This is a genomic window from Blattabacterium cuenoti (assembly GCF_014252455.1).
Lineage (GTDB): Bacteria > Bacteroidota > Bacteroidia > Flavobacteriales > Blattabacteriaceae > Blattabacterium > Blattabacterium cuenoti_R.
On the sequence record NZ_CP060245.1, the window covers coordinates 358,959 to 380,201 of the forward strand.

General features: G+C 20.7%; 18 protein-coding genes and 1 pseudogene. 6 read left to right on the top strand and 13 right to left on the bottom strand.

Going from position 1 to position 21,243, the window contains the following annotated elements:
* The first annotated feature begins 149 nt into the window (after nucleotides 1-149).
* Nucleotides 150-878 (top strand): annotated as a pseudogene (locus H0H56_RS01710) (uroporphyrinogen-III synthase).
* Nucleotides 879-880: 2 nt separating this feature from the next.
* Here H0H56_RS01710 and glmS read toward each other — a convergent pair.
* Both glmS and H0H56_RS01720 read right to left on the bottom strand, forming a co-directional pair.
* The gene (glmS, locus tag H0H56_RS01715; RefSeq protein ID WP_185873633.1) at nucleotides 881-2,725 is read right to left on the bottom strand and encodes a glutamine--fructose-6-phosphate transaminase (isomerizing); all 1,845 of its coding nucleotides are present in this window, start codon (nucleotides 2,723-2,725) and stop codon (nucleotides 881-883) included.
* Between the two features lie 31 nt (nucleotides 2,726-2,756).
* Complete coding sequence (locus H0H56_RS01720; RefSeq protein WP_185873634.1) at nucleotides 2,757-3,578, bottom strand: glycogen/starch synthase; 822 nt, start codon at nucleotides 3,576-3,578, stop codon at nucleotides 2,757-2,759.
* Nucleotides 3,579-3,755: 177 nt separating this feature from the next.
* On the opposite strand from H0H56_RS01720, the gene rnr reads away from it, so the two are divergent.
* Nucleotides 3,756-5,699, top strand: coding sequence for a ribonuclease R (gene rnr, locus H0H56_RS01725; protein WP_185873635.1), 1,944 nt, complete (start codon nucleotides 3,756-3,758; stop codon nucleotides 5,697-5,699).
* 8 nt (nucleotides 5,700-5,707) lie between these two features.
* Here the strand turns inward: rnr and coaD are convergent, their stop codons facing one another.
* Nucleotides 5,708-6,175: a pantetheine-phosphate adenylyltransferase gene (coaD, locus tag H0H56_RS01730; protein ID WP_185873636.1), complete on the bottom strand. Its 468-nt coding sequence runs from the start codon at nucleotides 6,173-6,175 to the stop codon at nucleotides 5,708-5,710.
* A gap of 82 nt (nucleotides 6,176-6,257) precedes the next feature.
* Between coaD and H0H56_RS01735 the strand changes: the two genes are divergently transcribed.
* From H0H56_RS01735 to H0H56_RS01745, 3 genes are read left to right on the top strand one after another with little or no spacing between them, the layout of a single operon-like run.
* Nucleotides 6,258-7,292: a PSP1 domain-containing protein gene (locus tag H0H56_RS01735; RefSeq protein ID WP_185873637.1), complete on the top strand. Its 1,035-nt coding sequence runs from the start codon at nucleotides 6,258-6,260 to the stop codon at nucleotides 7,290-7,292.
* Nucleotides 7,293-7,338: 46 nt separating this feature from the next.
* Entirely contained in the window at nucleotides 7,339-9,684 is a 2,346-nt protein-coding gene (locus H0H56_RS01740) for a transglycosylase domain-containing protein (protein WP_185873638.1), read from the top strand.
* A gap of 2 nt (nucleotides 9,685-9,686) precedes the next feature.
* On the top strand, nucleotides 9,687-10,673 hold the full coding sequence (locus tag H0H56_RS01745; RefSeq protein WP_185873639.1) for an NAD(P)-dependent oxidoreductase: 987 nt from the start codon (nucleotides 9,687-9,689) through the stop codon (nucleotides 10,671-10,673).
* On the opposite strand, the gene H0H56_RS03045 is transcribed toward H0H56_RS01745, so the two are convergent.
* The 4 genes from H0H56_RS03045 to H0H56_RS01760 all read right to left on the bottom strand — a co-directional run bounded on the left by H0H56_RS03045 (nucleotide 10,624) and on the right by H0H56_RS01760 (nucleotide 14,051).
* Entirely contained in the window at nucleotides 10,624-11,520 is an 897-nt protein-coding gene (locus H0H56_RS03045) for a flavodoxin domain-containing protein (protein ID WP_238858457.1), read from the bottom strand. The two genes, H0H56_RS01745 and H0H56_RS03045, sit on opposite strands and share 50 nt — an antisense overlap.
* 131 nt (nucleotides 11,521-11,651) lie before the next feature.
* On the bottom strand, nucleotides 11,652-12,275 hold the full coding sequence (locus H0H56_RS03050; RefSeq protein ID WP_238858458.1) for a flavodoxin domain-containing protein: 624 nt from the start codon (nucleotides 12,273-12,275) through the stop codon (nucleotides 11,652-11,654).
* Between the two features lie 23 nt (nucleotides 12,276-12,298).
* Nucleotides 12,299-13,210: a cysteine synthase A gene (gene cysK / locus H0H56_RS01755; RefSeq protein WP_185873640.1), complete on the bottom strand. Its 912-nt coding sequence runs from the start codon at nucleotides 13,208-13,210 to the stop codon at nucleotides 12,299-12,301.
* A 7-nt stretch (nucleotides 13,211-13,217) separates the two neighbouring features.
* The gene (locus tag H0H56_RS01760; protein ID WP_185873641.1) at nucleotides 13,218-14,051 is read right to left on the bottom strand and encodes a serine O-acetyltransferase; all 834 of its coding nucleotides are present in this window, start codon (nucleotides 14,049-14,051) and stop codon (nucleotides 13,218-13,220) included.
* A gap of 97 nt (nucleotides 14,052-14,148) precedes the next feature.
* On the opposite strand from H0H56_RS01760, the gene H0H56_RS01765 reads away from it, so the two are divergent.
* Nucleotides 14,149-15,390: an NADP-dependent isocitrate dehydrogenase gene (locus H0H56_RS01765; RefSeq protein ID WP_185873642.1), complete on the top strand. Its 1,242-nt coding sequence runs from the start codon at nucleotides 14,149-14,151 to the stop codon at nucleotides 15,388-15,390.
* Here H0H56_RS01765 and H0H56_RS01770 read toward each other — a convergent pair.
* Genes H0H56_RS01770 through H0H56_RS01795 form a run of 6 tightly spaced genes read right to left on the bottom strand, consistent with a single transcriptional unit; the run spans nucleotide 15,387 to nucleotide 21,239 of the window.
* Entirely contained in the window at nucleotides 15,387-16,433 is a 1,047-nt protein-coding gene (locus H0H56_RS01770) for an acyl-CoA synthetase family protein (RefSeq protein ID WP_185873643.1), read from the bottom strand. The genes H0H56_RS01765 and H0H56_RS01770 overlap by 4 nt on opposite strands.
* A 2-nt stretch (nucleotides 16,434-16,435) precedes the next feature.
* The gene (locus H0H56_RS01775) at nucleotides 16,436-17,536 is read right to left on the bottom strand and encodes an enolase-like domain-containing protein (RefSeq protein ID WP_185873644.1); all 1,101 of its coding nucleotides are present in this window, start codon (nucleotides 17,534-17,536) and stop codon (nucleotides 16,436-16,438) included.
* Complete coding sequence (locus H0H56_RS01780) at nucleotides 17,517-18,212, bottom strand: metal-dependent hydrolase (protein WP_185873645.1); 696 nt, start codon at nucleotides 18,210-18,212, stop codon at nucleotides 17,517-17,519. Before H0H56_RS01780 ends, H0H56_RS01775 begins: the two co-directional genes overlap by 20 nt.
* 8 nt (nucleotides 18,213-18,220) lie before the next feature.
* A complete protein-coding gene (menA, locus tag H0H56_RS01785; RefSeq protein ID WP_185873646.1) occupies nucleotides 18,221-19,126 on the bottom strand; it encodes a 1,4-dihydroxy-2-naphthoate octaprenyltransferase in 906 nt (301 codons plus the stop codon).
* Entirely contained in the window at nucleotides 19,123-19,947 is an 825-nt protein-coding gene (gene menB, locus H0H56_RS01790) for a 1,4-dihydroxy-2-naphthoyl-CoA synthase (protein WP_185873647.1), read from the bottom strand. The genes menA and menB overlap by 4 nt, the downstream gene beginning before the upstream one ends.
* Before the next feature lie 41 nt (nucleotides 19,948-19,988).
* Complete coding sequence (locus tag H0H56_RS01795; protein WP_185873648.1) at nucleotides 19,989-21,239, bottom strand: SLC13 family permease; 1,251 nt, start codon at nucleotides 21,237-21,239, stop codon at nucleotides 19,989-19,991.
* Nucleotides 21,240-21,243: the final 4 nt, after the last annotated feature.

A 21,243-nucleotide genomic window follows, 5' to 3' on the forward strand; every position in this document is an offset into this window, starting at 1 on the left:
AATAAACTAATAGTTATTGTTTTTTCTGAAAAAAATAAAAAAAAAATAGTAAAAAAATAATTTTTTTCATAATATAAAATATATATTTTTAATTTTTTATGTAAAATTTTAAATTTAATTAATTGTGATTTTATAATATATAAATAATAATGAATATTCTTATTTCACAATCTTTTCAAAGTTCATATTCTCCATATATAAAACTCAGTAAAAATAAAAATATTAAAATATATTTTAGATCTTTTATATAAATTCAAGGAGTTTCTTCTATTGAAGTAAGAAAACAAAAAATTAATTTTTCTGATTTTACTGTAATTATTTTTTTAAGTAAAAATTCTATAGATCATTATTTTAGATTAGTAAAATCTATGAGATTTAAAGTTCCTATTTCTATGAAATATATTTGTAAAACTGAAGTAATAGCTTTTTATTTAAAAAAATATATTGTTTCTAGAAAAAGAAACATTCATATTGGAAAAAAATCTTTTAAAGATATTATTCCATTTATAAAAAAAAATATAAAAGAAAAATTCCTTTTACCATCTTCAAATATATTAAAAACAGATTTTCCTAAAATTTTAAATAAACTTAATATTTTTTGGAAAAGAGCGATTTTATATAAAACAATTTATAGTGATTTATCAGATATTAAAAATATATATTATGATATCCTAGTTTTTTTTTGTCCAGCATGTGTTAAATCTTTATTTGAAAATTTTCCTAAAATTCATCAAAACAATATAAAAATTGCTACTTTCGGAAAAAGTACTTTGGAAGCCGCTTATAAAGCAGGATTAAAAATACAAATTAAAGCCCCTACACCAAAATATCCATCGATGTCTATAGCTTTAGAAAAATATATTGAAAAATATCAATAAAATTATTCTACTGTTACTGATTTTGCTAAATTTCTTGGTTGATCTACATTTTCTCCTCGTATAAAAGCTATTTGATAAGCTAAAAGTTGAAGTGGTATTATTGTAATTAATGGACTAAGTTCATCATAAGTTTCTGGAACATATATAACGTGATCTGCTAACATACTTACTTGTATATCTCCTTCATTAACTATAGCTATAATTTTCCCATTTCTAGCTTTAATTTCTTGAATATTGACTATAATTTTTTCATACAATTTTTTTTTTGTAGCAAGAACTACTACAGGTATTTTTTCATCTATTAAAGCAATAGGGCCATGTTTCATTTCCGCAGCAGGATATCCTTCAGCATGAATATAAGATATTTCTTTTAGTTTTAACGCTCCTTCTAAAGCTACTGGAAAATTAATTCCTCTACCTAAATAAATAAAATTATTAACTTTATGATAAATTTTAGATATATTTTTAATATATTTGTCCGTTTTTAATGTTAAACTAATTTTATCTGAAATGTAATTCAATTCTGTACATAATTTTTTATAAAAATCATCTGTAATAGTAGATTTATGTTTTCCTATTTTTAAAGCTAATAAAATTAAAATTATAATTTGTGCAGTAAAAGCTTTTGTAGAAGCAACTCCAATTTCAGGACCTGCATGTGTATACACTCCTGCATCTACGTTTCTTGCTATATAAGATCCTACCACATTGCAAATACCAAAAACAAATGCTCCTTTTTTTTTTGCTAATTTTAAAGCAGCTATAGTATCTGCAGTTTCTCCTGATTGAGAAATTACAATAATAATATCTTTTTTTTTTACAATAGGATTTTTATATCTAAATTCTGAAGCATATTCTACTTCTACTGGAATTCTGGCTATATTTTCTAATATATATTCTCCAATTAAACTAGCATGCCAAGAAGTTCCACATCCTACTATAGTAATACATTTAGCATTAAAAAAAATATCTTTATTTAATTCAAATCCATCTATATAAATTAATCCATCAGTAATTAATAATCGACCTCTTAAAGTATCTAAAATTGTTTTTGGTTGTTCATAAATTTCTTTTAACATAAAATATTTATACTCTCCTTTTTCAATTTTTTTAAGATTAATTTGAAGTTCTTTAATAATTGGATTCAATTTATGATTATTTCGTATCTTACGAAGATCTAATTCTTTATTTTTATTTAAGATTGCCATTTCTCCATCCTTTAAATAAAGAACATTATTAGTATAATTAATAAAAGGAATAGGATCCGATGCAATAAAAAATTCTTTTTTATTAATTCCTAAAGTTAAAGGACTTCCTAATTTGGCAATTATAATTCTTTCCGGATGTGATTTTTCTACTATAGCTATCGAATATGCACCAATAATTTCATTTAAAGAAATTCTAACGGCTTCTTCTAAAGATAATTTATTTTTTTTTTTTATATACTCAATTAAATTTACAAGAACTTCTGTATCTGTTTTACTTTTAAAAGTAAAACCATTATCTAATAAAATAATTTTTATAGCATAATAATTCTCTATAATTCCATTATGAATTAAAATAAGTTCTTGAGAATTAGAAACATGAGGATGCGCATTAATATCATTTGGAATTCCATGTGTAGCCCATCTAGTATGTCCTATTCCCGTAGTTCCATGAAGTTTTAAAGAAGAAATTTTTTTTTCTAATTGATTTACTTTTCCTTTAGTTTTATATAGACTATATCCTCCTTGATAAAAAATAGCTATACCAGAACTATCATACCCACGATATTCTAATTTTTTTAATCCATTAATAAGAATAGGATAAGCTTCTTTATTTCCTAAATAACCAATAATACCACACATTCTAAAAAATTAGAATTTTAATATTTTTTTATTATTCATTAATTTTTTCTAAAACAGTTTCTTTATAAAATTGTTTATAAACAGTTTCTATTTTATCTAAAGGACAATATTTTAATACCAAAAATTTATTTTTATTTATATAATCTTCTATTTCTTGAGGAAAAATAGAATCTCCTTTAATAATAGCATCTGAAAAATACATACATAATTTAATTAAATTAAAATAATTTGTATTTTCTAATATATCTAATTTTTTAGATAAAATTCCATCTAATTTTATTTTTTGAATAATATTTTTATTTAATTTTCCTTTAAAAGGTTTATTATATATAGATACAACTATTTTTAAATTTTTATAAATAGGATCATTTTGATAAAATTTTTTAATATATAATGGAATGAAAGAACTAATCCACCCATATAAATGAATTATATCTGGTTTCCAATTTAATTTTTTTACAGTTTCTAAAACTCCTTTTGTAAAAAATAAGGTTCTTTCATCATTATCATTAAAAAAATTTCCATTTTTATCTTCATATATTGCCTTTCTTTTAAAATATTCTTCATTATCTATAAAATAGACTTGTAATCTAGCATCAGGAATAGATGCAACTTTAATTAATAAAGGTTGATCTATTTTATTAATCATTAAATTCATTCCTGATAATCTAATCACTTCATGCAATTGATGTCTTCTTTCATTTATTATACCGAAACGAGGCATAAATATACGCACATCATTTCCTATAGTTTGCATAAATTTAGTAGCTTTTAATACAGATAAAGAAATAGTATTCTCTGAAGAGAAAGGAAATAAATCTGAAGTAATATATAATATACGTCGACCTGTCATCTTAAGAGTAATTTTTTTATTTTAAAAAATAAATAGTAAAAAAACGGATCATTGCAAAGATAATAAATAATATATCTAATACTAAATTGAATAGAGAAAAAAATGGATAGTTTTTTTTTAAAATAAATTCTTGTAGATTATAATTTTTTGAACAATTAATTGATATGTATTTTAATCATGAAATTAGAAAATAAAAAAAAGAAAAATTTTTTTAAAAAAAAAAAAATTATTGGGTTTATTAATATTACTCATAATGGATATGCATTTGTTAATGTAAATGGATTTAAAAAAGACATTTTTATTCCTAAAAATAAAACTAATAGATCATTAGAAGGAGATTTAGTTCAAATAAAATTATTAAAAAAATCAGGAAAAAAAATCAAAGGAGAAATTATAAAAATTATTAAAAGAAAAAAAAAAAAATTTATTGGAATATTAAAAATTAAATCTAATTATAAATATGGATCTGTAATTTTTCCTAAAAAAACTATTCATGTCGATATTTATATTCCTAAAAATAAATTAAAAGGATTTCGTCATAATGAAAAAGTTTTAGTAAAAATCATAAAATGGCCTAAAAATTTAAAAAATCCTTTAGGAGAAATTATAAAAGTATTTGGATTATCTGGAGAATATCAAACAGAAATATTTTCTTTATTAGAAGAATATGGAATTTCATATAAATTTTCTAAAGAAGTAGAAAAAGAAACAAAAGAAATTTTTTTAAAAAAAAATTTCGATACCTCTTTTAGAAAAGATTGTAGAAAAATTAATACTTTTACAATAGATCCTATTGATGCTAAAGATTTTGATGATGCCATTTCTATTAAAAAATTAAATAATAATATATGGGAAATAGGAATACATATTGCTGATGTTACTCATTATGTAAAAGAAGGAAGTTTTTTAGATAAAGAAGCATATACAAGAGGTACTTCTATTTATTTAGAAGAAAAAGTAATACCTATGTTACCACATAAATTATCTAATAATATTTGTTCTTTACTTCCAGAAAAAGACAAATTAAGTTTTTCCTCTATTTTTAATTTTAATAAAAAAGGAAAAATATTGAAAAGTTGGTTTGGAAAAACTATTATACGGTCTAATAGAAGATTTACATATGAAGAAGTACAAGATATAATAGATAAAAAAAAAGGAGATTTTTATGAAGATATTTCTACGTTATTATTTTTTTCTAAAATTTTAACTAAAAATAGATTAAAAAATGGAGCTCTTTCTTTAGAAAGATTAGAAGTAAAATTTAATTTAGATGAAAAAAAAAATCCAATTAAATTATTTTTTAAAAAAAATAATGATGCTCATCATCTAATAGAAGAATTTATGTTATTAACAAATAGAAAAATTTCAGAATTTGTAAGTTTAAATTTAGATAAAAAACCTTATCAAAGAATATATATTTATAGAGTACATGATAAACCAGATTTTAAAAAAATTATAGATTTAAATAAAATAATAAAACCTTTAGGTTATTCTTTAGATAAAGAAAATTTTAAAAAATCTATTAATTTTCTATTAAAAAATATTCATAAAAAACCAGAAAAAAACTTTATTGAAAATTTAATTCTTCGTGTTATGAGTAAAGCTAAATATTCTACCAAAAATATCGGACATTATGGTTTATCCTTTATATATTATACTCATTTTACTTCTCCTATAAGACGATATTCAGATATTATTGCTCATCGTTTATTAAATAATTATTTATTATTTAATAAATATAATAAATCTAAAAAATTAAAAGAATTTTATGAAAAACAATCTCAATATTGTAGTTATAAAGAACGTTTATCCATAGATATAGAAAGAGAATTTTCAAAATTTTTACAAGTTAAATATATAAAAAAATATATAGGACAAAAATTTGATGGAATTATTACAGGTTTTACAGATTGGGGTATCTATATTGATTTATTTTTATTTCAAATAGAAGGAATGATTCGACTACGTGATATTCAAGAAGATATTTATATTTTACAATCAAAAAATAGTATTATAGGAAAAAAAAAAAGAAAAATTTATTATTTAGGGGATCAAGTCAAAGTTAAATTAATTGATGTCAATATAGAAAAAAAACAAATTACTCTTAATTTTTTAAATTAAATTTTTTTTTAAATTCTTACAGAGTGAGGGACAAATAAAGTATAATCTCCTCCATTTTTGATAATATCTCTAACTATACATGAACTAATATAAGATTTTTCATAAGAAGAAAAAATAAAAATTGTTTCAATAAAATTATTTTTATCTAATTTATTATTAACATAATATATATTTTTTTCAAATTCAAAATCTAATTGATTTCTAAGTCCTCTTAATAAAAAATTTGCATTTTTTTTTTTACAAAAAGAAATAGTTAATCCTTGAAAAAAATCAATTTCTATTTGAGAAAAATCTATAAAAGTTTTTTTTATCCACTCTTTCCTTTTTTTAATAGAAAACATATATTTTTTTTTATAATTATTTCCAATAGCTACAATAATTTTATCAAATAATTTTAAAGATCTAAGAATAATATCATAATGACCTAAAGTTATTGGATCAAAAGACCCAGGAAATACAGCTATTTTTTTTTTCATATATTTTTATATATAAAATAAAATATAAAAAAATAAGAAAAAAAATAAAAGTTTTATTTTTGTTTTTAAAATTATTAAAATAATGGAAAAATTATGTTCGAATTGTTCAAAAATAAATCAATGTTATAATAAACATAAAAAATGTAATAAACTTAATGTAATAGATTGGTTATCTCATATACCATATCCTTTTTTTTTCAACAAAAATGAATTGGTTGAAGTCCAATTTAAAAATGATAGAAAAGAATTTTTTTATAATAAAAAAAAAATTAACCTCAATAAAGGAGATTTTGTAACTGTTGAATCTTCATATAAGATAGGATATGATATAGGAATAGTAACTTTAACTGGAAGGTTAGTAACCTTACAAATACGAAATATTAAAAAACCATTTGATTATTTAAAAATTAAAAATATATATAGAAAATCTACTGATAAAGAAATTTCTTTATGTAATTTTTTTAAAAAAAAAGAACATAAAAGTCTTATAAAAGCTAAAAAAATTGTAAAAAAATTGAATCTTACTATGAAAATTTTTGATGTAGAATATCAAGCGAATGGAGATAAAGCAACTTTTTATTATACAGCTGAAAATAGAATTGATTTTAGAAAATTAATTAAAGAATTAGCTTTAACTTTTCATATCCGTATAGAAATGCGTCAAATTGGATATAGACAAGAAGCCGCAAAAATTGGAGGAATAGGTTCTTGTGGGCGAGAACTTTGTTGTTCTACTTGGTTAAAAAATTTTAAAAGTGTGAATACTAATTCAGCTAGATATCAACAACTTTCTATCAATATAGATAAATTAACTGGACAATGTAATAAATTAAAATGTTGTTTAAATTATGAATTAGATACTTATTTATCTTATATAAAAAATTTTCCAGATTTTAATAGTAAAATTGATACAGAAAAAGGAATAGCAAAATGTATGAAAATTGATGTATTTAAACAACAAATGTGGTTTTCTTATATTAAAAGCCCTAATACTTGGTATAATATAGAAATAAAAAAAATTAAAGAAATTTTAAAAAAAAATAAAACATCTGTTTCCTTAGAAAAATTATCAAAAAATAAAATTATTCATAAAACAGAATTAACATTTAAAGATTAATTTATTAAAAATCATTTTTATTATATAAAAAAAATAATTTTGTTAAGTGTATAAAAAAAAGAAAAAAATAAATTTTTATTTTCGTATACTTATTTTTTATTTTTGGTTTTTCTTTTTAATAGTACTTTTAACTTTTTTTATAATTTTTTATGCAGCATATAAAGGTTATTTAGGATCTTTACCTAGTACTAAAGATATAGAAAATCCTATAATGGAAGTAGGATCCGAAATATATGATTATAATGGTTTTTTATTAGGAAAATTTTTTTCAGAAAATAGAACTCTTATATCTTATAAAGAATTTCCCAAAAATCTTATTAATGCTTTATTATCCAAAGAAGATATTCGTTTTAAATATCATTCAGGTATTGATGCTAAATCTTTTTTAAGAGCTATTTTTTCTTTAGGAAAAAAAGGAGGGGGGAGTACTATTACTCAACAATTAGCTAAATTACTTTTTACAGGAAAATCTGCTAAAAATAAATTACAAAGAATACATCAAAAATTATTAGAATGGGTAATGGCTATTGAATTAGAAAAACGTTATACAAAGGAAGAAATAATTACTATGTATTATAATAAATTCGATTTTTTATATAATGCAAAAGGAATAGAAACAGCGGCTCATACTTATTTTAATAAAAAAACATCAAATCTAAATTTAGGAGAATGTGCCATTCTTGTGGGGATGTTAGAAAATCCTTCTTTATTTAATCCTAAATTATATCCTAATAGAGCAAAAAAACAAAGAAATTTAGTTTTATCACAAATGCAAAAATATCATTTTTTAACTAAAAAAATATATAATCAAGAATTAAAAAAACCTATAAAAATAAATTTTAAAATACAAAAAAAAGATTTTGAATTATTAACTTATTATAGTGATTTTTTAAAAAAAGAAATTCAAGAAGCATTAGATGATTACGAAAAAAAAACAGGGAAAAAACTAAATCTTTATTCTAGTGGATTAAAAATATATACATCAATTGATTTAAAAATGCAAGAATATGCAGAACAATCGATAAAAAAACATCTTAGTAAATTACAATTATTATTTAATAATTCTCAAAAAAAAAATAAAAATGCTCCATTTTTAAATATTTCTACAGAAAAAACTAATAGAATTATTTTATCTGCTATGCATAGAACACAATTTTATCAAAATCTTAAAGAAAAAGGATATACAGAAGAAAAAATTATAAAACAATTTAAAAAACCACAAAATATCAAATTATTTACTTGGAATGGATATAAAACTGTATCCATCTCACCATGGGATTTCATTCGTTATCAAAAAAGTATTATTCAAGGTGGAATGTTATCAATAGAACCTTATACAGGATATATAAAAGCATGGGTTGGAGGAATAGATTTTAATTATTTTCAATATGATCATGTAGCAAAAACACAACGTCAAGTAGGTTCAATTTTTAAACCGATTCTATATGCCACAGCAATTAATGAATTACATTATAATCCTTGTACAAAAATTTCTAATGAAAAATTTCATTTAGGGACATGGAGTCCTAGAAATTCAAATGGTAAATATGGAGGATATCTTACTTTAAAAGATGGATTAGCATTATCTGTCAATACTATTTCAGCTCGTCTTATATCAAAAATTACACCTGGACCAGTTATTCATTTAGCTAAAAAAATGGGAATAGAATCCATAATTCCTGAACATCCATCTATAGCTTTAGGATCTGCAGATATCACTTTATATGAAATGACAGGTGCTTTTAATACATTTGCAAATTATGGATTTTATATTAAACCTACTATTTTAATAAAAATAGAAGATGAATATGGAAAATTAATTAAGGAACATACTGATATCAGTAGAAGACAAGTTTTTAGTGAAGAAGTAGCATATATTATGTTAAAACTAATGCAAGGTGTAGTAGAATATGGAACTGCTAAAAGATTATTATATCAATATAATTTTTTTAATATAGATATAGCAGGTAAAACAGGAACAACTAATGAAAATTCAGATGGATGGTTTATAGGAATAATTCCAAATTTAACTACTGGAGTTTGGGTAGGTTGGGAAGATCGATTTTCTCATTTTGTAAATATAAAATTAGGTCAAGGAGCTAATATGGCTTTGCCAATATGGGCTCATTATATGAAATATTTATATAAAGATACGAATCTTAAATATCATAAAAATTTATTATTTAGAAAACCAAAAAATTATCAATCTAATTGGAATCATTGTGATGAAAATTATAAAAATAAAAATGCTTTAAAAGAAATTATAGATCTCAATGAAAATTTTAATGATGAAAATAATGAAAATTTTAATGATGAAAATAATGAAAATTTTAATGATGAAAATAATGAAAATTTTAATGATGAAAATAATGAAAAAAATTATGATAATTAATTATGAAAATTAAAAAAATTTTAATTTTAGATAAAAATCATCCTTTTATTATATATAAATTAAAAAAAGAAGGATTTATTTGTCATGAAAATTATTTTGATCCTATAGAAAATATTTTATCAATTATATCTTTATATGATGGAATTATTTTTAGAAGTAGATTTTCTATAAATAAAAAATTTATTCAAAAAGCAATAAATTTAAAATTTATTGCACGTATTGGATCTGGAATAGAACATATAGATAAAAATTATGCTTTAAAAAAAGGAATTAAAATAATCACTACTCCAGATGATAATAAAGATTCTGTTGCAGAACATGCTATAGGAATGCTTTTATCCATGATGAATCATATATTTCGTTCTCATCAAGAAATTCAAAAAGGAAAATGGAATAGAAAATCTAATCTAGGAATAGAAATTATGGGAAAAACAATAGGAATTATTGGATATGGACATACTGGAAAGGCTTTTGCTCAAAAATTATCAGGATTTAAAACTACAATATTTTGTTATGATATTATACCAAACAAAGGAGATATTTATGCAAAACAAGTAGATATGAAAACAATATTTTTGAAATCAGATATAATTAGTTTACATGTTCCTTATACTCATAAAACAAAAAAAATGATTAATAATAATTTTATTAACAATTTTTGTAAACCTTTTTATTTTATTAATACATCTAGAGGAGAATGTGTTTTTACAGATCATTTAGTAAATGCCTTAAAAAATGGTAAAATATATGGAGCATGTTTAGATGTATTAGAATATGAAAAATCTTCTTTTGAAGATTTGTTTTTTTGTCCTAAAAAATATAAAACTTTTTTTTATTTGATTCATTCTAATAAAGTAATTTTAACTCCACATATAGCTGGATGGACTAAAGAATCTAAATATAAAATGGCTAAAAAAATTGTAAAAAAAATTATCAATTTTAATAAACATCTTTTAAATATCTACCTTCTTGTTTCATTTTTTTTATAAATAAAATCGGAGAAACTTTTCCTATTATTTCTATTATTCGATATATAGTATTTTCTACATCTATACTCATAGGTTTTTTTTTCCCACATATATATATATATGCGCCTTTTTGTATCCAAAAAAAAAATTCTTTTCTATTTTCCCATATTTTATGTTGTATATATATTTTTTTTTTATTATCTCTAGAAAAAGCAACATCTACACGATATAGGATCCTATTTTTTTCCCATCTTTTAATTTCATTATGATATAAAAAATCATTCAAAAAATACTGATTTCCAAAAAAAAGCCAATTTTTTCCTGTTGCTTGCATTATTTCTCTTTCATATAAAAAAGAACGAAAAGGAGCTATACCTGTCCCTGTTCCAATAAGAATTATATCCTTATTATTTTCTGGCAATTTAAATACATGGTTTTTTTTAATAGAAAAAGAGATTTTATCTCCTATTTTTAACTGAGAAAGAAAATTAGAACAAAAACCATATTTAATTTTTTCATTAATTTTAAATTGATGACGTGATATTGTAATATGTATTAAATTATTATGAACTCTATGAGAAGAAGAAATAGAATATAATCTAGGTTTTATAGGATCCATAATTTTAATTAAATTATATAAATAATTTATATTATTAGGAATAGGATATCTTTTCAAAAGATTTAATAAATCCCAATTATATTTATGAAAAAAAATATTTTTTTTTATTAAAAAAGAATATTTTTTTAACATTTTGAATGATAAAAAAATAATATTTAATTTTTTTTTTAATAAAAAAAATATTTTTTTTTTATATGCATAATCATTAAATAAAATTTTTTGAAAAAAATTAATAATTGCATTAACCATAAATGAAGAATTTTCAGCTTTTATAGCTATAGAATCTCCTGGAGAATAATCTATTTTATTATTATTTTTTATTTCAATATGATATATTTCTTTATTATATCCTTTTTTTTTTTTATTTAATAATTTTTTATTTATAATGATTCCATTAATTTTTTTTTTTCTTCTATGTTAATGTCTAGTTTAAAAAAAGTGAATATTTTAATAAACCAATCATCTGCCTTTTTTTTAAAATCTGTTACATCACATTTATATAATGGTATTATTCTACTAGCTCCTAGTTTATATAACCGTTTATCAATATCTTCTCCAGCTTTACAAAAAAAAGTATAAGAACGATCACCTAATGCTAAAACACTATATTTTATATTTTTTAAATTAAGATTTTTTTCTTTATGAATAAAATTAAAAAATGATTTAGCAGATGAAGGAGGTTCTCCTTCACCATGTGTACTAATAATAATAAAAAAATAATTTTCATTTTTTAAATCTATTAAATTATATAGATCTAAATCAATCAATTTAATATTTAATTTTTTTTCTTTAGCTTTTTTAATCATAGAAAAAGCTAAATTTTTAGAATTTCCTGATACTGTACTATAAACTAATGTTATTTTATAATTAAAATTATTTTTTATTTTTTTTTTATAATATATAGATAATATTCCAGACATATATCCAGACATCCAAATAATTTCTTCTACAGTAGAAGATTTAATTAAATTAACAAAATTTTTTTTATTCAATTCAGATAACATAAATAAAAATATTAAATTTTTTTTTATAAAAAAAGATTATCTACGGATAGATATCTTTCTCCAGAATCATAATTAAATGTTAAAATTGTAGAATTTTCAGGAAAATTAGATAATTGTTTATCTATTGTAGATAAAACTGCTCCTGTAGAAATTCCGACTAATATTCCTTCTTTTTTTGCTGTTTTACGAACAAATTTAAATGCTTCTTTTTTAGTAACTAAGAAAGTTCCATCTAAAATTTGAACATTCAATATTGATGGAATAAACCCTGCACCTAACCCTTGTAATGAATGTGGATGAGGATCCCCACCAAAAATTACTGGAGATTCTATAGGTTCCACAGAAAATATTTTTATTTTTGGAAATTTTTTTTTTAAAATTTCTCCTATTCCAGTAATATGTCCGCCAGTTCCAACTCCAGTGATAAAATAATCAATTCCTTCAGGAAAATATTTTATAATTTCTTTAGCTGTAGTATTTCTATGTATTTTAACATTAGACATATTGTCAAATTGTTTAGGCATCCATGAATTAGGAATTTTTTTCATTAATTTTTCTGCTTTTTCTATCGCACCTTTCATTCCTTTTTCTTTAGGTGTAAGTATATATTTTGCTCCATAAATAGAAAAAAGTTTTCTTCTTTCAATGCTCATAGATTCAGGCATTACTAAAATTAAACGATATCCTTTGACAGTGCTTACCATTGCTAAACCTACTCCAGTATTTCCAGAGGTAGGTTCTATAATAGTATCTCCTTTTTTAATAATTTTTTTTTTTTCTGCATCTTCTATCATTGATAATGCTATTCTATCTTTGATACTACCTCCTGGATTATTTCTTTCTAATTTTATCCATATATTATGATATGGAAATAAACGACGAAGACATATATGAGGAGTATTTCCAATAGTATCTAATATACACTCTACTTTCATATTTTTTTTATATCATATAATTAATAGGATCAGGAAATGGATTATTATCCCTCATTTTTATTTCATTTTTTTGATATACTATAGAAAAAGGAGGAATACTATGTGTGACCCATACATTTCCTCCAATAACACTATCATGTCCAATAATAGTCTCTCCTCCTAATATAGTTGCTCCAGCATAAATAGTAACTTTATTTTCTATAGTAGGATGACGTTTTTTATTAGCTAATTTTTTAGATACATGTATCGCCCCTAAAGTCACTCCTTGATATATTTTTACTTTATCTCCTATTTTTGTACTAGATCCAATAACGATTCCAGTTCCATGATCTATAACAAAAGATTTTCCAATTTTTGCTTCAGAATGAATATCAATTCCAGTTTTACTATGAGCATATTCAGTAATTAATCTTGGAAAAATTGGTATTTTTAATAAACTAAGTTGATGAGCTATTCTATATAAAGCAGTAGCAAAAAAACCAGGATAAGATAAAAAAATTTCTTCTATAACTTTTGCTGCAGGATCAAAATTTAATATAGCATTAGCATCTATAATTAATATTTTATAAATAATAGGAATTTTATTAAAAAATATTTTTACAAATTTTTTTGATTCTTTTTCTTCAATATTTAGTTCTAAAAAAATAGAATATAATTTATTTTTTAAATTTTGATAAACTTTATTTAATAAATTTTTATTTTTTAATAATATTTTATCTGGAGTAAAAAGTAAATAAAATAAATCTTCTATAAATTTTTCATATATCTTTTTTTTTATAAAAGAATAACCGCCTTTTGTATTATTATAATATAATTTTTTTATAAAATTGACATCAGACATTATTAATTTTTTTTATAAAAACAAATTTCGAAAATTTTCTTATATTAAAAAAAAAATATTCACAAAAATATCAATTTCTTTTTTTAAAGAAAATACAATGAAAAAAATTAAAGTACTTAATCCGATAGTAGAAATAGATGGCGATGAAATGGCTAGAATTTTATGGAAAAAAATAAAAAAATATTTAATTTTTCCATATTTAGATATAAAAATTATCTATTTCGATCTTGGAATAAAAAATAGAGATTTAACTAATGATCAAATTACTATAGATGCAGCTTTTGCTATAAAAAAATATCATGTTGGAATAAAATGTGCTACAATTACACCTGATAAAGAAAGAATGATAGAATTTAATTTAAAAAAAATGTGGCCATCTCCCAATGGGACAATAAGAAATATTATTAATGGAACTATATTTAGAGAACCTATCATAATAAAAAATATTCCTCGTATTATATCAAATTGGAAAAAACCGATACATATTGCTCGTCATGCTTATGCAGATCAATATCAATCTATTGATCTTTTAATTAAAGAAAAAGGAAAATTATATTTATATTTTGAAAGCGAAAATAAAAAAAATTCCAAAAAAATAAAAATTCATAATTTTATAAACCCAGGCATTGCAATGGGGATGTTTAACACAGATGAATCTATATATGGATTTGCTCGTTCTTGTTTTCATTATTCTATTAATAAAAAAATTCCTCTTTTTTTATCTACAAAAAATACTATTCTTAAAGCATATGATGGAAGATATAAAGATATTTTTCAAAAAATATATAAAAATGAATTTTTATTAAAATTTAAAAAACTCAATATCACTTATGAACATCGTTTAATAGATGATATGATTTCATACGTTATAAAATCTAATGGAGGTTTTTTATGGGCTTGTAAAAATTATGATGGAGATGTTCAATCTGATACAATTGCTCAAGGATTTGGATCATTAGGGATGATGACATCTATATTATTAAATTCAAATGGAAAAATTTTAGAATCTGAAGCTGCTCATGGAACAATTACTAGACATTATAGATTATATAAAAAAGGAGAAAAAGTCTATACTAATCCAATTGCATCTATTTTTACTTGGACACGTGGACTTAAACATCGTGCTATTATAGATAATAATATTTTTTTAAAAAAATATTCTCAAATAATGGAAGAATCTTGTATAGAAGTTATAGAATCAGGAAAAATGACTAAAGATTTATTTCAATTAATTAAGGGTAAGGGAATAAATAAAAAAATTAATTATTTAGATACAGAATCTTTTTTAAAAATTTTAAAAATTCAATTTGAAAAAAATTATATAAAAATTTTTTCTTAAAATAAAAATTTTTCTTTTAAAAATTTATTAACTATTTTTTTTCTTTGTATTTTCCCTAAATTATTTTTTATAAATTTTTTTATAAAAAAAATTTTTTTAGGTTTTAAAAATTTATTTTTATAAAAAATATAATTAGGAATTCGAATAATAGAAAAAGATCCTTCAATAAATAAAATAATTTTTTCTCCTAAAATTTTATCTGGGATTGAAGATATAAAAAATTTTTTTTTAATAAATGGAGCTATTTTTTTTTCTATTAATTCAGGAATAATTTTAATTCCTCCACTATTAATTATATTATCATATCTTCCTATCCAATTAAATTTATTATTAGAAATAATATTTACAATGTCATTTGTTTGGATATAATTATCCTCAATATAAGGAGAAAATATCTTTAAACAATTTCTATGATCTAAATTAATAGATATATCTTTAAAAACTTGATAATAATTTGACTTATTAATTCCATTAATTTTTTTTAATGCTATAGGTCCTAATGTTTCAGTCATTCCATAAGTAAGATAACAAATAGTTGAAATTTTTTTTAATTGATTTTCAATATTATTAGAAATCGGAGCTCCTCCTATTAAAATAATTTTTATTTTATTTAATTTTTTTAAACTATAAAAAATTTGCATAGGAACCATAGATATAATATCAAAATCTTCTTGTATATTTTCTATAGGATGAGATGATGGAGGAATACAATATATAATCCATTTATATATAATTGCTCTTACTAAAAACATTTTACTAGCAATACTATTTGGTGATAAACATAAAAGACCTTTAATTTTTAAATTATCTAATTTTAAAAATTTTACAGTTCTTTTTGCACATTTATACATATTTTCTTTTTTTAAAAAAATTTTTTTTTGAATTCCTGTAGTAGTTCCAGAAGTAAAACTAATTAAATATGATAATTTTTGATTATACCAATTTTTTAAAAAAGTTAAAATAGATTCTTGCCAATAATATAATGGATGATGTGGATTTACTAAAGGAGTTAATATTTTTTTAGAATTAAAATCAATCCACATGATTAATTTTTTAAATTAAAAATTTTTTTAAAATTCCATTTTTTTAATGGATTATACCATATTTTTCCTTCTTTTACTTCTAAAGTAGTAATAAAATCATTATAATAATAATTGATATTTAAACCATGAATTCCAATATTATAAGAAGATTTATTTTTGAAATAATTAAAAATCCATTGTGAAATAGCATTAATTCCAATATTACTTTCTAAAGAAGAAGTTATCCACCATTTTATATTTCTTTTTTCAGCTTCAATTATCCATTCTTTAATTCCATAAAAACTACCACAAATATTAGGTTTAAGTACTATATAATGAGGATTGATAAAATCTAATAATTTTTTTTTATATTTCAACTTATTAATTCCAATTAATTCTTCATCTAATGCAATTGGTAATTTTGAATATTTACATATATTTGATATATTTTTCCAATTACCCTCTTTTATAGGTTGTTCTATAACATCAATAATATTTAATTCATAAAGTTTATTTATATAATAAAAAGCTTTTTCTTTACTATTAAAAGATCCATTAGCATCAATTCTTATTTTTAAATAAGGATATTTTTTTTTTATTTTTTTTAAAAAAAAATATTGATAATGAAAAAATTTTTGATTAATTTTTAATTTAATCATTAAATAATTTTTCAAATTATTATTATAAATTTTATTTATTTCTTGTTGAAGATTTTCATATGATTTTAACCAAAAAATCCTATTAATAGGAATTCCTACTTTACCTTCTGTAAATTTTGAATAAAAAAATATTGGAAATTTATGAATTAAACTTAAAAAAGCCTGTTCTAATCCAAATAAAATAGAAGAATAAGAAATATAAGGAAAATAATAAAAAATTTCTATTTTTTTTAAAATATTTATCTTTTTAGAAAGATATTGTAATTCTTTTTCATATTTATTATTAGATATTTTTTCCAAAATTGGATTACATTCTCCAATACCTATTTTATTTTCTTTTTTTATAATTAAAAACCATATTTTATTGTTAATAAAATTTTTTTTAGAATTTTTAATTTTTTTTTTAAAAAAAAATTTTTTTTTTTTAAAAAAGATTTTATCATATTTAAATAAATATTGATTCACACATATCTAATAAAAAAAGTTTTTTTTTATTTTCTAAAAATCTTTTTTTTGCATCTTTATGATTAATTTTAATTTCTTCAAAAGTATCATAATGTATACCTAATATTTTATTACAATTTAAATAATTGGAAGCTAAAATTGCTTCTTCAATATCCATTGTATATCTTCCTCCTATAGGAAGAATAGACAAATTTAATTTTCCATATGTAGAGATATTTTTCATTTCACAATGAATAGAAGTATCTCCAGATAAATAAATCTTTTTTCCAGTTACGCTATGTATAAGAAAACCACCAGGATTACCTCCATAAGTTCCATCATTAAAAACACTAGAATGGATCGCCCAAATATATTTTAATTTTCCGAAAGGAAAATTAATAAAAGATCCATAATTAATTCCATATGTTTTTAATCCTTTTTTCTCAAAAAAATTAGAAATTTCATAATTTGAAATAATTAAAGCATTAAATTTTTTTGAAAAAAATTCTACATCACATGTATGATCATAATGTGCATGAGTTACTAAAATATAATTTATATTTTTTATCTTATTATTAATATAATTATTAAATAATAATTTAAAATTAGGATTTTTAGATAAAAAAGGATCAATTAATAAATTAATTCCTTGTATTTCTAAAATACAAGTACTATGAGTTAAAAAAATAACTTTCATATTTTTTTTTATAAAATACAACCAAATCCTATACTCATAGAGTATAAAAAAATAATAAAAATTAATTTTTTTAATAAAAAATTAAAATTTTTTATTTTTTTTTGAAAAAAAATTTCATTCAAATGTTGTATAAAAAAAGGAATATTTAATATAAATAAAAAAAATTGATAAATATTATGATAATTTAATATTATAAATTTAATTCCTAAAAAAATAGAAACTAAAATAGTACAAAAATGGTATAATTTTGCATTTTTAATTCCTAAAATCCCAGCTATTGTATATTTTCTATTTTTAAAATCACTTTCTATATCTCTCATATTATTAATATTTAAAACAGAAATATTTAATAATCCTATAGATAAAGATAAAATAAATACATCTAAAGAAAAAATATGAGTATATAAAAAATAACTACCTTCTACAGATATAATTCCAAAAAAAATAAAAACTAATAAATCACCAAATCCTAAATATCCATATGGATAAAACCCAATTGTATAATTAATAGAACTATATATACAAATTAAAATTCCAAAAAAATAAAATAAAAAAAAATATATATTATTTTTTAAATCAAAAGATTTTAATAATAATATAATACCAAAAAAAAAAGATAAAAAAGAAAATATTTTTATAACTTTTTTCATTTTATATTTTGATATATATCCACTTTGAACCATTCTCAATGGACCTATTCTTTTTGTATTATCTACTTCTTTTACACTATCCCCATAATCATTCGAAAGATTTGCTAATATTTGTAATAATAAAGCTGTAATAAGACTTAATATATAAATTATATAATCCTCTTTCCCTTGAGATTTAGCAATTAAAAAACTTAAAGTTATTCCAGAAAATGATAAAAATAAAGTATATAAACGTATTGCATACAACCAATATTTTATATTCATAAAAATTTTGAAAATTTTTTAAAATTTGGATTTCTTTTTTCTAAAAAAGCTTTATTTCCTTCTATAGATTCTTCCATCAAATAAAACATTAAAGTAGCATCTCCTGCTAATTGCATTAATCCATGTTGTCCATCTAATTCTGCATTTAAACAACGTTTAATCATTCTTAATGCCATAGCACTTTTTTTTTGAATAATTTGACACCATTTTATAGTAATTTTTTCTAATTCTTTTAAAGGAACAACTTTATTAATTAATCCCATTTTTAATGCTTCATCTGCAGTATATTTTTTACATAAAAACCACATTTCTCTAGTTTTTTTTTGTCCAATATGACGAGCTAAATATATAGATCCAAATCCCCCATCAAAAGATCCTACTTTTGGTCCTACTTGACTAAAAATAGAATTATGAGAAGCTATTGTTAAATCACAAACTACATGTAATACATGCCCCCCTCCTACAGCATAACCATTTACCATAGCAATAACTGGTTTAGGAATTTCTCTTATTTTTTTATAAAAATCTAAAATATTTAATCTAGAAATACCATCTTTTCCTAAATATCCACCTCTACCTCTAGTTCTTTGATCACCACCAGAACAAAAAGATTGTTTTCCAGCTCCAGTAATAATTAATACATCAATATCTTTTCGTTCATAACATATATTGATAGCATTTATCATTTCTTTTACTGTTTCTACACGAAAAGCATTATGACAATTAGGTCTATTAATTACTATTTTAGCAATTCCTTTGCAAAATAAAAATAAAATGTCTTCATATTTTTTGATTACTAACCAATTTATTTTAGAATTCATATATATAGTAGTTGATATTTTTAAAATATTAATTAAATAAATTAAAAAATTATTAAGTATAAATAACCAAATAAATAACCTATAAAAGCTACAAAACTTATTTTTTTTAAATACCAAAAAAAATCTATTTTTTCCATTCCCATTGCTGCTATTCCGGAAGAAGATCCTATAATAAAAATACTTCCTCCTGTACCAGATACATATGCTATAAAGTGCCAAAATTCATGATCAATAGAATAAGAAAACATTGCTATAGTTGCAGCTACTAAAGGAACATTATCTATAAAAGAAGAAATTAATCCTAATATAAAAGTAGTTATTTTCCATGTAGAAACCATATGAATAATTAAATTAGATAAATAATATAATTTCCCTATAACTTCTAAAGAAGAAATAGATAGTAAAATACCTAAAAAAAATAAAATACTAGAAAAATCTATTTTTTTAAAAATTTTTTCTATAAAAAAAGATTTTTTAAAAAAAATATTAGTAATTAAACAAAAAATACTAAAAGACAACATCATTCCCATATATGGAGGTATTCCAATTAATGTTTTCATAATAGGAACTAACAACATAAAAAATAATCCTATTTGTAATAAAAAAAATCCTTTTCTAAGTTCTAATTTTGATAAATTACTTTTTTTTATTTTAATTTTTCCATTAAAAATAGACATTTTTGATCCAATATAAGTAGAAATACACATACATAAAATAGATGGAATTAATATTTTTTTTATAAGATTTATGGTGGTTACTTTATTGGAAATCCATAACATTGTAGTAGTTATATCTCCAATTGGAGACCATACTCCTCCTGCATTAGCAGAGATAAGAATTAAACCTATATAATATAAACGTTCTTTATAATTTCTAATTATTTTTTTTAAAATAGTAATAACGACGATAGTCGCTGTTAAATTATCTATTACAGCAGATAATGTAAAAGATATTATATTTATAATCCATAAAAATTTACGTTTAGTACTTACAGTAAATAAATTAATTAAAGATTCAAAACTAGAATACATATCCATAATAGAAATTATAGACATTGCTCCAATAAGAAAAAAAATAATTTCAGATGCTTTTCCTAAATGAAATAATAATAAATTATAAGAATTTTGAAATTGAATAATGTTTTTATCTAATTCAAAAACAGGAATTTTAAAAAAAATAATTAAGCCCCAACAAATAGAGGCCATAATTAATGATGGAATAAATTTGTTTAATTTAATAAAATTTTCAATAATGATAAATAAATATCCAATGATAAAAATTAAAATTATCATTGAT

Coding starts and splice junctions, on each gene's coding strand:
- glmS (WP_185873633.1), bottom strand. CDS start 2,725: ATGTGTGGTATTATTGGTTATTTAGGAAATAAAGAAGCTTATCCTATT.
- H0H56_RS01720 (WP_185873634.1), bottom strand. CDS start 3,578: ATGACAGGTCGACGTATATTATATATTACTTCAGATTTATTTCCTTTC.
- rnr (WP_185873635.1), top strand. CDS start 3,756: ATGAAATTAGAAAATAAAAAAAAGAAAAATTTTTTTAAAAAAAAAAAA.
- coaD (WP_185873636.1), bottom strand. CDS start 6,175: ATGAAAAAAAAAATAGCTGTATTTCCTGGGTCTTTTGATCCAATAACT.
- H0H56_RS01735 (WP_185873637.1), top strand. CDS start 6,258: ATGGAAAAATTATGTTCGAATTGTTCAAAAATAAATCAATGTTATAAT.
- H0H56_RS01745 (WP_185873639.1), top strand. CDS start 9,687: ATGAAAATTAAAAAAATTTTAATTTTAGATAAAAATCATCCTTTTATT.
- H0H56_RS03045 (WP_238858457.1), bottom strand. CDS start 11,520: ATGGTTAATGCAATTATTAATTTTTTTCAAAAAATTTTATTTAATGAT.
- H0H56_RS03050 (WP_238858458.1), bottom strand. CDS start 12,275: ATGTTATCTGAATTGAATAAAAAAAATTTTGTTAATTTAATTAAATCT.
- cysK (WP_185873640.1), bottom strand. CDS start 13,210: ATGAAAGTAGAGTGTATATTAGATACTATTGGAAATACTCCTCATATA.
- H0H56_RS01760 (WP_185873641.1), bottom strand. CDS start 14,051: ATGTCTGATGTCAATTTTATAAAAAAATTATATTATAATAATACAAAA.
- H0H56_RS01765 (WP_185873642.1), top strand. CDS start 14,149: ATGAAAAAAATTAAAGTACTTAATCCGATAGTAGAAATAGATGGCGAT.
- H0H56_RS01770 (WP_185873643.1), bottom strand. CDS start 16,433: ATGTGGATTGATTTTAATTCTAAAAAAATATTAACTCCTTTAGTAAAT.
- H0H56_RS01780 (WP_185873645.1), bottom strand. CDS start 18,212: ATGAAAGTTATTTTTTTAACTCATAGTACTTGTATTTTAGAAATACAA.
- menA (WP_185873646.1), bottom strand. CDS start 19,126: ATGAATATAAAATATTGGTTGTATGCAATACGTTTATATACTTTATTT.
- menB (WP_185873647.1), bottom strand. CDS start 19,947: ATGAATTCTAAAATAAATTGGTTAGTAATCAAAAAATATGAAGACATT.
- H0H56_RS01795 (WP_185873648.1), bottom strand. CDS start 21,239: ATGATAATTTTAATTTTTATCATTGGATATTTATTTATCATTATTGAA.